Below are 12,079 nucleotides of genomic sequence, written 5' to 3'. Positions count from 1 at the left end.
CTGTTAAGGAAAGATTAATGCCCGCTCACTCCCCCCGCCTGCCGAAAATCAGCGTTATTCAGTCATTCAAGGTTGCCGCAGAGCTGGGCAGTCTGGCGAAAGCGGCTGCCCAGCTGGCGCTGACGCCTGCGGCGGTCAGCCAGCAAATCCGCCAGCTTGAAGCGCAGCTCGGCAGCGCGCTTTTCCTGCGCACGCAGAGCGGGGTAATGCTCACCGAAACCGGCAAAGAGTATCTGCGCTACGTAACCGAGGCGTTCGATATCCTGCATCTCGGGCAGCAGAACCTGCGGCACGCCGCCGCCATGCCGAAGCTGACGCTTTATGCGCTGCCGGCGCTGGCCTCAAAGTGGCTGCTGCCCAACCTTATGCAGTGGCGCGAACGCTGTCCCGCTATCGACCTGTTGCTGTACGGCACTCATGCGCAGGTCGATTTCCAGGCTACACCCGCAGATTTTGTTATCTGTTTCGGCGAGGATCGCTATCCGCAGCTGGATAAGCAGCGCCTGTTTGTCGATGAGGTGGTGCCCGTCGCCAGCCCGGCGCTGCTGGGGCGCTATGCCCAGGCGCAGGCGCTGGAACAGGCGCCGCTGATTCATCTCGACTGGGGCAATGAAGGGCGTTTTTTACCGGACTGGCGCAGCTGGCTGCAGGCCCGCGGCGTGGCGCAGAGAGCGACGCAGGCGTCCCTCAGCTTCAACCTCACCTCGCTGGCCATTGACGCCGCGGTCGCGGGCGCGGGGCTGCTGTTAGGCCAGAAACGGCTCATCGCCGCGGAGCTGGCGCGCGGCGATCTGGTGGTCATCGACAGGCTGAGCCTGCCCCTCAGCAAAGCCTATTATCTCGCCTGGCCGCAGCGCTCGCGCAGCCAGCCAGGCAGCGAAGCGCTTATCGACTGGCTCGTCCAGCTGGCGGGCTAACCTGACGGCTGGGTCAGGGCGCCACCTCAAACGCCATCTGGTTACGCGCCAGGGTGTTATTCTCGCTATCGACGATCCTCGTCGAGACGCGCAGCGTTCCGCCGCGTGACGGCGTCACGGGCAGCGCCACGACTTTCTTACCGCTGTCGGCGGCGATATCTACCCGCTGCTTACCCTGCGCCAGCACGCTGTCGCCCTGAACGATGCGCCATTCCAGCTGGCTGTTGTGAAAGGCGGTCGGCCGATCGTTAATGGTCCACAGGTTGATTTGTCCCGGCTCGCCAGCCTTCCAGTCGAGCCGGCTCGGTTCAATCGACGGCAGCAGCGGCTGATAGGCGCGCTGCAGCGCATAGTAGCCCGCCTTGGGCTGGCGCAGATAATCAACAACGCCCCAGTTAACCGAAGGCCAGGTTTCAACGAACATAAACTGAAACAGCGCGGTGACCGGCTGATAGCGCTGACGCCGATAGCTTTCCGCAGCGATAGCGACCAGCCGCGCCTGATAGCGCTGAGTATTGGCGATAAAGCTCTGGATAGTGTCGCCGCGCGAAATCTTCGCGTTCTGGAAGGTCTGGATAGGCTGAAAGTTATGGTACTTCCAGCGCGTCCATTTAGGATCGCCCGGCTTTGTCGTGTCGGGCCAGAGCTCGCTGCGCGGAATAAAGGTGCGCAGCGTGGCGAGCCGCGGCAGCGCCTGGGCACCAAACTCGGTAATGGTGGCGGTTTTCGCCGGCTCCAGCAGATTCGCCAGGGTGCCGAAATACCAGCCTGCCCAGTAGTGCTCTTCAACGGCGGAGAAGGGATGCACAATACGGCTCTTGTCCTGCGCCAGGGTATCGGCCACGCGCTGCATCAGGTTGCGGTTAAGATCTTTATGCCAGTCTGGGAAGCGCTTGCCCATCCACGGCGAGTTAAACGGCGGCTCGTTTTGCCCGCCCCAGACCACCACGGCAGGCGAGTTGCCGAACTGCTCTACCATCTCCTGCGTCTGTCTGACCGCGTTGTCGGCGAAGGCGGGCGTATCGTTATAGCCCCACTGCAAGGGCACATCCTGCCAGATCATCAGGCCGCGCTCGTCCGCCGCCTGGTAGAGCGCGCGGCTGGCCACATGGCCGTGTACGCGAATCGCGTTGGCGTTCATCCGCTCCACCAGGTCGAAATCACGCGCGTAGCGCGCCTTGTTCATGGTACTGAGCCAGGGTGAACCAATATAGTTGGTGCCGCGAATAAACAGGCGCTGGCCGTTGATCAGCCAGCCCTGATTTTGCGGCTGTTCGACCACCTGACGAAGCCCGGTGCGGCTGCTGCGCCGATCGAGAATGCCCTGGTCGTCGCGCAGCTTCACCTCCACCTGATAGAGCGCGGGCTTGCCGTAGCCCTTGGGCCACCAGAGCTGCGCCTTCGGCATCGGCAGCGTAACGGCAACGCGCTGCGTCGCGTCGCCGGTGGGCTGCAGCGTCACGGCCTGCTGTAGCCGGTAGCTGCCTCCGCTAAAATTATCGGGCCGCGCGCTAAGATCCAGCGTCGCGGCCTTCGCCGCCGGGGCGCGATAGACAAATTCAACGCGCAGGCGCGGCTGCGTCAGGCCCTGCGACCAGTCGGGCCTGAGGATGACATTATCGATCGCCACGCTGCGGCTGAGGCGTAACCTGACCGGCGACCAGATGCCGCCAGAGTTGGCGTCCTGCCCCTGTGGTGACCAGGCACCGCCTGGCCGCGAGTCGTGCTGGTTCAGAATGCCCTTGACTAAGTTTTTGCGCAGCGGCCAGTTCTTTTGCGGATCTTCGAACGGGCTGTCGACGCGCACCGCCAGCCGGTTATAGCGCGTCAGGCTGTCGCTGATATCCACCGCGAAACGCTGGAAATAGCCCTCATGGCTCGCCAGTTTCTTGCCGTTAAGCCAGACGTCAGCAAAATAGTCGACGCCGTCGAACTCCAGCGTTGCCAGCCGATTGGCGGCGGGCTTGCGCAAAGAAAATTCGGTGCGGTACCAGAGCGCGCCCTGATGATCCCAGCCGGCGCTGTACCAGTTCGCCGGCACGCGCAGCGTGCGCCACGTCCGATCGCTGCCGCGCCAGCCGGCAAAACCGGCGTCGTTGGCGTCATGGGCGCGCCATGTTCCCGCCAGCGACCAGCTTTGCGGCGGCGGCAGCGGTGCGGCAAACAGCGGCGCGCACATAAACAGGCTGAGGGACAGGGCGTAACGCATCATAGCTTCTCCTGTAGCTGGCGAAGATGGCTGAAAAGCGTCTCCGACTGCTGCTCCAGTTGTTTCATCAATGTGGCGCTGTCCAGCTGCGCCTCATCGCGGGCCAACTCCTCCAGCGCCTGTAGGTAGCGCGTGAAGGCGTCGAAGCCAAAGGTCGAGGCCTCGCCGCGCAGCTTGTGCGCCAGGCGGCGTATGCGCGTCATATCCTGCTCATGGAGAGCGCTTTTCAGCTGGGCGAGCATCTCCGGCAGCCCTTCGGCGAACAGCGCCAGCAGTTCACTCAGCAGGGCGTCGTCCAGCCCGAGTCGTGTCGCCAGCGTCTTCCGATCGGGCGGCGGCGAGGGGGCTGCGGGCTGCGCAGGCGACGGCAGGGTGATGACGCGCAGGATCTCGTCGTTCAGCGACTCCAGGCTCACCGGCTTCGACAGATAGCCGTCGAACCCGTGCTGCAGGCAGAACTCTTTATCGCCCTTCATGGCGTGCGCCGTCATGGCGATGATGCGCTGGTGCCCTCGTCCAGAACGGCTCGCTTCGCGCTCGCGGATCAGGCGCGTCGCCTGTTCCCCATCCAGTTCGGGCATCTGCAGATCCATCAAAATCAGATCCCAGTTCTCCTTATCCAGCTGCTCCAGCGCTTCGAGACCGTTGCCGACGATGGCGAACTGATGGCCGAGCCGGGTAAGAAAATGCGCCGCCAGCTTCTGGTTCACCAGGTTATCTTCCGCCAGCAGAATGCGCAGCGGCCGCTCCGTGCTGGCGGCAAGATCGCGCAGAGGCGGCGTGGGCGCGATCTCGCTGGCTGGCTTTAGCGCCAGCGCCTGTCTGATAACGTCATAAAGCTCGCGCTGGTCGACCGGTTTGCCGAGAAAGTAGTTCACGCCGATGCGGGCGAGCTGATCGGCGTCCATCACGCGGCTCATCGAGCTGAGCATTACGATCTGGCTGGCGGCCAGCGCGGGCGCGGCTTTGATCTCCTGCGCCAGCGTCATGCCGTCTTTGTCCGGCATCTGCGCGTCCAGCAGGATAAGCGGAAAATCGGGCATCACCTTTAACATCGCCAGCGCCTCGTCGGCGCTGGCCGCCAGACTCGGCAGCAGGCCCATATTGCGCAGCATATCGCTCATGATATGGCGGTTGGTGGCGTTGTCGTCCACCACCAGCACCGGCACGCTGGCGAAACGCGGCGAGGTCTTCAGGGTGTCGCTGACCGGCTGGTGTGGCGCGGGCAGGGTAAAGCTGAACACGCTGCCGCTACCCGGTTCGCTCTGCACGGTCAGCTCGCCGCCCAGAATTTCCACCAGCCGCGCAGAGATGGTCAGCCCCAGCCCGGTGCCGCCATATTTGCGCGTTGTCGAGGTGTCCGCCTGACTGAAGGATTCAAAAATCAGCTGCTGCTTGTCGGCGGGGATGCCGATGCCGGTGTCGCGCACCTGGAAGCGCAGCCGACGGCTCTGGGCATCGCGCTGCACCGAAAGCTCGACCTCGCCGGAAGGGGTAAACTTCAGCGCATTGCTGGCCAGGTTGGTCAGCACCTGACGCAGCCGCACGCTGTCTGCGGTCAGCATATCGGGCACGTCCGGCGCGACGTTGACCAGCAGTTCCACATTCTTTTCCGATGCGGCGGGCATCAGCGGCCGCATCAGCGCATGCAGAAAGCGGCGCAGCGGGAACTCTTCTTCATCCAGCTCGATTTTGCCCGCTTCAATCTTCGAGTAGTCGAGAATATCGTTGATCACGCGCAGCAGCGTATGCGCCGAGTGGTAGACCAGCGTCATATACTCGCGCTGCTCGGCGGTGAGCTGGGTATCCAGGCAGAGCTGCGTCATGCCGAGAATGCCGTTCATCGGCGTGCGGATTTCGTGACTCATATTGGCGAGAAAGATACTTTTCGCCTCGTTTGCAGCCCGCGCGGCGGCCAGCGCCTGCAGCGACAGCTGCTCCGCCTCTTTGCGTTTGGTGATGTCCTGCAGCGTGCCGATGACGCGCGCGGTCTCGCCCGTGACGGTAAGACTCGCCACCTGCCCGGAGAGCAGCATCCAGCGGTAGTTTCCGTTACGGTGTAACAGGCGGATCTCGCTCTCAAAAACCGGCAGCTGCTGGTTGCTGGCGCTGGAGAAGAGCTGCTGCAGCGGCTCGCGATCGTCGGGATGCAGCAGCGTATCGAGAAAGCTGGCGCTGTAGTGCCAGGTTTCGCGCGGATAGCCCAGCATATTGAGCAGCGCGTCGTTGACCTGCAGCAGATCTTTCTGCTGCTGCCAGTCCCAGATGCCGATCTGGGTTGACTCCGCCGCCAGGACGAAATCGGCGTGCAGCTGGTTGCGCGACTCGCTGATCGGTTCGAAGCCGGTGATATCGATATGCAGGCTAACGATACCGCCTTCCGGGGTGCGGTTGTGCTGCACAAACACCTGGCGGTTGCCGATGCGGCGCATTTCGCTGTGGTTATCCAGGCGGCAGCGGCTGACCAGATTATCGATCATCGCCTGACGGCTCTGCTGATTTTCCGTCATATAGGCGGAGGCGATAAACTCTTCCACCAGCTGCGTCAGCGTAATGCCCAGGCGAATACGCGCCTCTATGCCGGGATAGAAGCGCACCACCTGCTTATTAAAGGCGATCAGGCGCTCCTGGTCGTCATACATCAGCACCGCCGCGCGCAGCGAGTCGAGCGCTTTAGGAAGCTGGCTTTCAGGCATGACGCCTCCTTAATTCAGGCTGCCGCTTTGGGCGGCGTGGTTAAGCGGAAAACAGCGTTGCGGCGCGGTAAAGGGATCGGCCAGCTGCCGGCGGAAGTAGCTCTGCTCGCTCAGTTCGCTGTCGCGCAGCAGCGCGCCCATATTGGCTTTAAACAGCAGCGCCTCCAGCACTAGGGCGTTGGTGGTGAGCGTAATGGCGCGGTTGTAGTCGCCGGTCGCCTCGACGCGCCCTTCAAACCAGCCGCGCTGCGGATCGTTCTGACGCTGGGTCATCGCCATCAGCGCATCGGTAAAGGGGGTTTGCCACAGCGCCCAGAGTCCGAACACCGCGCGGGTAGAGACCTGCGCCAGACGCGGCACCCATTTGCCGTCGTCGGCCAGCGTGTTCCAGGCGTAGCCGTTAGCAAAAATAGTGTCGTTGACGTGCCAGGGGGGCGCGGAGATATTGAAATCGCTTCGGGCGGTGAGGATATTTTTCTGCTGCCAGCGCATCTCCTGCACGCGATAAACGTTGCTGGCGCGCTGGCGCTGAAGCGTCACGATATCGCGATCGGCGCCGGGCAGCGTCCAGGCGTACTCCATGCCGCTCAGCACGTAGGGCGTGGTGGTAATCGCCGCGGGCGTCCAGGTGGTGCGCGGGTCGCGCGCGTCGATATCCAGCGCCAGTCCGTCGATAATCACATGCTGCGCTGGCGGACGCAGCGACTGGTCGTTGGCGAAGCCCCAGAGCCCGAATCCCGCCGCGCTGTATTCGCTGTCGCCAAGGCGGCCTTCAGCCTGCGGCGTCAGTTTCCCATCGCGCATCTGTCCGGCGTAGAGCTGACCTTTGTTATCCACCACGCGGCAGAAGTCCCAGCGCAGAACCACGCGCTCCAGGTATTCGCTGTACTCGGGATGAAACGCCGCCACGATGCGCAGCGCCAGCATCAGCCGCGCCATATCCTTCGCCGACCAGCCGATCACCTGCGGCGTATTGGCGTAGCCCACCATCGCCACGCTGGTGGCGCTGTAGAGCAGGTTGGGCACGTTTGCCGAGGTAAGCGGCAGGCGGTTCAGGGTGCCGAGGATCAGCGTCAGGCGGCGATCGAACGCCGCGTCGTCGATCAGGTCGAGCTGACGCGCCGCCGTAAGGGCGATCAGGGTATCGCCCATCTGCCACAGGCTGACCACCGGCCGCTTATCGCTGCCGTTGACCAGCCCCGTTTTAGGCTGGGCGTTATTCTCAAAGTAGCGCCAGGCGATGATCGCCCAGCGCCGCTCCTGATCGCTGAGCGCACCCAGTCGCGCGGTGGTGTGCCAGCCGCCGTTTACCAGCCAGCGCCAGCCCGCCGCCTGGTTCCAGGCAAGCAGGCCGATAACCAGCGCTATCGCCAGCAGCAGCGTAACAAGCAGGCGAATTACTGTTTTAGGCATGTCGTCGCCACCGGCGGTAACTTAACGGGCGCCTGACTGTCGCAGCGCGCGCATTTACAGGCCTGACACGACGGCGCGCTGCGCACGGCGGTGCCGCTCTGCTCGCACCAGTTTTTGATCCCTGGGGTGACGTTCAGGAATGGACGGTTGCGCGGCGTATTGTTCGGTTCAAAGATATCAACCAGCCGTTTCTCCCACATAGAGGGCGCATAGCTGGCCTTACGCGGATCGTTGCTGTTGAAGCGCAGCAATTTGCCCTCTTTTTTAAACAGCAGCGCTTCCATCATGATGCCGTTGTTGTTGGCGGTGAACTCCTTGATTGGCCCGTCGCCGTTTTCATACAGCCCTTCGTAATAGCCTTTGTTTTTTTCGCTGGCATTTTCGATGCTGTCGAACAGCCGGTCGGTGTAGGGCGAGTTCCACAGCACCCACATGCCGAGCGCCGCCTTCAGCGAGACCGCCGCGACGTTGGGCACATACTGGCCTTTATCGGTAATGGTGTTCCAGTTGTAGCCGTCGCTAAACACCGTGTCATAAACGAAGTAGGGGGATTTATCGAGCTGATGCTCCGAGCGCGCCGTCAGGGTCCCGGTGATCATGTAGCGGTTTTCCTGCGCCTGATAGACGCGATCGGCGAAGTTTTTCATCCACGGATGGCTGAAGTCGCGCGCATCGTTATCCCGATCGTCGGCGTTGTCCCAGCCCATCTCCAGGCCGTGCAGCAGATAAGATTCGGTCACCACGTAGTTGTGCTGGTTGGTCAGGCGCGGATCGCGCGAATCGTAGGGCACCAGCACGCAGTAGATGTCCGCCAGCGCGTAAGGCTCGGGTCGGCTCGCCTGGCAGGTGGTAAAGCCCCATAGCTGATAGCCCGCGGCGGCATACTCTTCATAGCCGAGTCGGCCTTCCTGCACGTACTGCGGCTGTTTTTTACCGTCGAGATAGGCGCCATAGAGCATGCCGCAGTCATCGACGACGTGGGTGAAATCCCAGCCCAGCACCACATTGTCGATGCTGTTGCCGTGCTCGGGGTAACGCTCTTTGATGATTTTCAGCCAGAGCAGCATGCGGCCGATATCGATGGCGGAGAAGCCGATCTCGCCCGGTTTGTTCAGGTAGTCCACCTTCTGGCCGGTAATGGTGTTGTAGGCTTTGTTGGGCACCTGGTTCTGGAACAGCACCAGCTTGTTCAGGGTCGCCATAAACTGCAGCAGACGCCGGTCGAACTCTGCTTTATCGATAATGCCCAGCTCGCGCGCTGCCGTCAGCGCCGCCAGATAAGAGGCGCTGTCCCACATGGTAGTAGAGGGATATTTGTTAACTGCGTTTACCAGTCCGGTAGTGGGCTGCGTATTGGCGACAAAGTAGGCCCAGGCATTTCTCGCCACCGCCATTTCGCGCTCGTTCAGCTCGCCGTGACGCACCTTGTAATCGGAAGCAGGCAGCGTGACCGCCGCCTGAGTCGCGGGGGCAAGAAACACCAGCGCAGCCAGCAGGGCAGCAAGGCCAGACCGGCAAAGCCATAAAGATCTCATTTCGTTGTTACTCCTTGTTGCTGCGGCTGCTTAGCGGGTAAAGGGGCGGCGAGACAGCCCAGGCAAAGAAGCTGGCCGTGGGCGATATAGGAGAGGCTCTCCAGCACCATTGCGTTGGTATCCGCATCAATAGCGGCATTGACCGAGCCGTCGGCGTTAAAGCCAGCCTTCCAGCCCTTGCCTGGCTCCAGCATCGGCCGCATCTCTGCGCGCAGCGTCTCGCTCCAGCGGTTGCGGAACAGCGCATACCAGGCGAAGGCGGAGCGGGTAGAGATCAGGGCGCGGCTGGTCAGCGCTTCGCTGGCGTCATTGCTGACCTCCGGCGCCGGTAGCGGCTGGCTGCCCGGCAGCGCGCTGGTAAAGTCGGGCGCCTGTTCGGCATAGTCGCTGTTGATATCGCCAGCGTCGGCCGGCATGCCGGTGCGATTCTGAACGATCTGCATAATGCGCCAGGTGATTTCACCGCTGCGTGCGTCAAAACCCTGTTCCAGCCCGGTGAGCAGATAGGGCATGCTGATCAGGGAAGGCTGCTTGCCCCAGGGCGTGCGCAGCCCTTCATCGGGCACTGCGTGGCCGTCGATCTCCACCAGCTTCAGGCCGTCCGGCGGCTGGCTCACCGCCAGGCCGGCGGAGGCGTTGATCAGGCGCAGCACGCTGCCCGCATAAAGGCGATAGCCGTAGCTGCCGCGCGGATCGTCGGTGCGGATCACCCAGCGGTTAACCGGCAGGCTTGCGCCCTGCGGCCCGCTGCTCTGCAGCAGCCCCGCGAGCTGCCAGCGCGAGAGCAGCTGGTTGACCGCCGCCGCATGCTGCGGATAGCGCCACAGCAGGATCTGCAGCGGCATCAGCAGTCGCCCCATATCGATGGCGGAGCCGGCATTTTCCGCGGCCGACGGCAGCGCCTCCAGCGTCTCGGCGTGATAAAAGGCGGCGGGCAATCCGTCTGGCTTCAGCGGCAGCGCGCCCAGCGCCTCCAGCGCCGAATCGATGCGATCGTCAAACTCCGCCTCGGGAATGATGGCAAGCTGCTGCGCTGCGATAGCCGCAAGCAGATAGCTGCCGGTGCTCCACAGGCTGAGCCAGGGCTTGTCCGCCTCGGCGTTGACCAGCCCGTTCGTCTGGGTGTTATTCACGAAATATTGCCAGGCGACGCGCGCCCAGACCGCCTCGTCGAAGGTCAGCTCGCGCGCTTCAGGCAGTGGGGGAAAAGATTCGCTGAGTACAATGCCGTCCGTGGTTTCGACGCGCGTCGGCATCTGCCGTTCAACCCACAGTACGATGGCGAAGCCGATCAAAAAGCCAATCAGAATCGTGAGATAGCTGCGCGCGCTGTAAATGCCCGATTTCAGGCTCATTCTGCTTCCGCCTCCTGCGTGGCTGGCGGCGTCCACATCGCCGCCATAATCATCGGCATCATGGCGGCGATATTGACCGCGCCCCAGAAGATGTTAATCACATAGCCCGACGGGTCGTCGACGTTGCCGCGCGCCACCTGAATGCCGCCCCAGATCAGGCCGAGCAGCGTCAGCGCCACAATCGCCAGCTGCGGCTTCACCAGATAGAGAAAACGCCCCGACTGACGCTCTTTCGGCGTCACGTGAAACTTGACCTTCTCGCCGCGCAGCACCGTGCTCAGGGCGCGCAGGTTAACGGAGAAAAAGGCGAGATAGGAGGAGCGTCCATCCCAGGCGGAGATGCCCCAGGTGCCGAACATAAACGCCAGCTCCGACACGATAAAAAAGGGCAGGAAGTGCAGGTAAAAGGGCGTTGAGTAGGCTGATACCGGTGGGATGCCGGTAAAGAGATAGATCAGCGGCGAGATCAGGAACACGGTGTTCCAGATACAGGCGAGATAGGACCAGAAGGTGGTGCCGTACATCAGCGTCTGGCCGAGGCTGAGCTTAAAGCGGCGGCGGCTAAAAACCTTATCGTGGAACAGAATATCGAGCGAGCCCGCCGCATATTTAAAGCGCTGGATCATCCAGGTAAGCAGATCCTGCGGCGACAGCATTTTTGACTCGATGCCGGGATGCATCACCGAACGCCAGCGGCGGCCGCTGTCGCCGTGCAGCACGATAGAGGTGTAGATATCTTCCGAAACGTGAAATTTGTAGGGCGTCAGCTCGATATCGGCAATGACGTGCGGGCGCATCGCCTGGCTGAGCGTGGCGCGCATCTCTTCATCGCGAATGTCGCGGGTATGGCGTGAAATCTCCTCTTCGACGCTAAATACGTAGCTGCGCAGCGCCGCCTGCATTACCGCTTCGCGACGGTGAACCGACGCCGCGCCGCAGCAGAACGCGGCGTTGGCCCAGTTGCGGCGACGCAGGATCACATCGTAGAACATGCGCGGATCGTTGAAAAAGGGGTCGCTGCCCACCGTCAGCCGGCCAAACAGCCCCTCGGCGGCGCGGCCGAAGAGATAGCCCGGCAGCCCGGCGCGACGACGCAGCCAGTCGGCAAAACGCTCGCCCTCCGGCAGATCGTAAAACCACTGCGGCGTCTGCACCCAGGCGACGTCGGGATCGCGAAAATAGCCCAGGGTATTGGCCAGCAGCGTAGGGAAGACGCGCGTATCCGCATCGCAAATCACCAGAAAGTCGCCGTCGGTCTGCTCCATGCCGTTGCGGATATTGCCCGCCTTGAAGCCGATATTGTTTTCACGGGTGATGTAGTTCACCCCTTCCTGTTCGCACACCGCGCGCATTTCGGGCCGCCGACCGTCATCCAGCACATGGATGGCGAGCTCGAGCGGCGTGGGATAGGTCAGCTTGAGTGCGTCCCGAATCGAGAGGCGTACCAGCTCGGGATCCTCGGAGTAGGTGGCGATAAAGAGATCGACCTTCGGCGGCCGCGGCTCGGTGCGATCCTGCTCCAGCAGGCACTGATTGATGTCGTCAGGCGGTGCCGGACAGGCAGGGTCCTTGACCTGCCAGATATTGATGGTAAACAGCAGCGTACCAACCCAGGCGAGGGTTTCCGCCAGCGCCAGCGGAACGGCGTACCAGAGGGCGTCCATATTCAGCGACTCCATCCAGCGCCAGCGGATGTAGTTCGCTCCCAGAATCAGCCCGGCGACGGCCAGCACCTGCCAGAGCCGCATCACCCACAGCGGCGTTTGAAGCGGGGCGGGCGGACGGCGATGTTCAAAGCGTGAAAAGTAATAATCCATGGCGTCTCGTTTTGATGGCGGAAGCGTCTGTTGGTTATCTTTTCACCTGGAGGCAACAGTTAATTCATTAACCGGTTAAATATTCATGATTAAGTTATTTTTATGTTTATGGCGGAGCGGCAATGAGCAAAGATTAA

At 62.2% G+C, this 12,079-nt stretch carries 7 protein-coding genes; 1 reads left to right on the top strand and 6 read right to left on the bottom strand.

Annotation, left to right across the window (positions count from 1 at the left end; all coding sequences use genetic code 11):
• Positions 1-17: 17 nt before the first annotated feature.
• Entirely contained in the window at positions 18-917 is a 900-nt protein-coding gene (locus LB453_RS01085; RefSeq protein ID WP_103796499.1) for a LysR substrate-binding domain-containing protein, read from the top strand.
• 13 nt (positions 918-930) lie between these two features.
• Here LB453_RS01085 and LB453_RS01080 read toward each other — a convergent pair whose 3' ends face one another.
• From LB453_RS01080 to LB453_RS01055, 6 genes are read right to left on the bottom strand one after another with little or no spacing between them, the layout of a single operon-like run.
• On the bottom strand, positions 931-3,129 hold the full coding sequence (locus LB453_RS01080; protein WP_103796498.1) for a glycoside hydrolase family 2 protein: 2,199 nt from the start codon (positions 3,127-3,129) through the stop codon (positions 931-933).
• Positions 3,126-5,822 (bottom strand): PAS domain-containing hybrid sensor histidine kinase/response regulator, encoded by a 2,697-nt coding sequence (locus tag LB453_RS01075; RefSeq protein ID WP_103796497.1) that lies wholly within the window; start codon positions 5,820-5,822, stop codon positions 3,126-3,128. Before LB453_RS01075 ends, LB453_RS01080 begins: the two co-directional genes overlap by 4 nt.
• Positions 5,823-5,831: 9 nt before the next feature.
• Positions 5,832-7,235 carry a DUF3131 domain-containing protein gene (locus LB453_RS01070; RefSeq protein WP_103796496.1) on the bottom strand — a complete coding sequence of 468 codons (1,404 nt, stop codon included), beginning with the start codon at positions 7,233-7,235 and terminating at the stop codon, positions 5,832-5,834.
• Positions 7,220-8,770 carry a DUF3131 domain-containing protein gene (locus tag LB453_RS01065; protein ID WP_103796495.1) on the bottom strand — a complete coding sequence of 517 codons (1,551 nt, stop codon included), beginning with the start codon at positions 8,768-8,770 and terminating at the stop codon, positions 7,220-7,222. The genes LB453_RS01070 and LB453_RS01065 overlap by 16 nt, the downstream gene beginning before the upstream one ends.
• A complete protein-coding gene (locus LB453_RS01060; RefSeq protein WP_103796494.1) occupies positions 8,767-10,125 on the bottom strand; it encodes a DUF3131 domain-containing protein in 1,359 nt (452 codons plus the stop codon). Before LB453_RS01060 ends, LB453_RS01065 begins: the two co-directional genes overlap by 4 nt.
• The gene (locus tag LB453_RS01055) at positions 10,122-11,942 is read right to left on the bottom strand and encodes a glycosyltransferase (RefSeq protein WP_103796493.1); all 1,821 of its coding nucleotides are present in this window, start codon (positions 11,940-11,942) and stop codon (positions 10,122-10,124) included. Before LB453_RS01055 ends, LB453_RS01060 begins: the two co-directional genes overlap by 4 nt.
• Positions 11,943-12,079: the final 137 nt, after the last annotated feature.

The sequence above is a fragment of the Pantoea agglomerans genome (assembly GCF_020149765.1).
In the GTDB taxonomy this organism is placed as follows: Bacteria; Pseudomonadota; Gammaproteobacteria; order Enterobacterales; family Enterobacteriaceae; genus Pantoea; species Pantoea alvi.
Note: the sequence above shows the minus strand (reverse complement) of the source record. Positions and strands in the feature narration are given on the sequence as shown.

Bases quoted from the DNA above. Each gene is read 5' to 3' on its own strand.
- LB453_RS01060 (WP_103796494.1), bottom strand. From the start codon at position 10,125: ATGAGCCTGAAATCGGGCATTTACAGCGCGCGCAGCTATCTCACGATT.
- LB453_RS01065 (WP_103796495.1), bottom strand. From the start codon at position 8,770: ATGAGATCTTTATGGCTTTGCCGGTCTGGCCTTGCTGCCCTGCTGGCT.
- LB453_RS01075 (WP_103796497.1), bottom strand. From the start codon at position 5,822: ATGCCTGAAAGCCAGCTTCCTAAAGCGCTCGACTCGCTGCGCGCGGCG.
- LB453_RS01085 (WP_103796499.1), top strand. From the start codon at position 18: ATGCCCGCTCACTCCCCCCGCCTGCCGAAAATCAGCGTTATTCAGTCA.
- LB453_RS01055 (WP_103796493.1), bottom strand. From the start codon at position 11,942: ATGGATTATTACTTTTCACGCTTTGAACATCGCCGTCCGCCCGCCCCG.
- LB453_RS01080 (WP_103796498.1), bottom strand. From the start codon at position 3,129: ATGATGCGTTACGCCCTGTCCCTCAGCCTGTTTATGTGCGCGCCGCTG.
- LB453_RS01070 (WP_103796496.1), bottom strand. From the start codon at position 7,235: ATGCCTAAAACAGTAATTCGCCTGCTTGTTACGCTGCTGCTGGCGATA.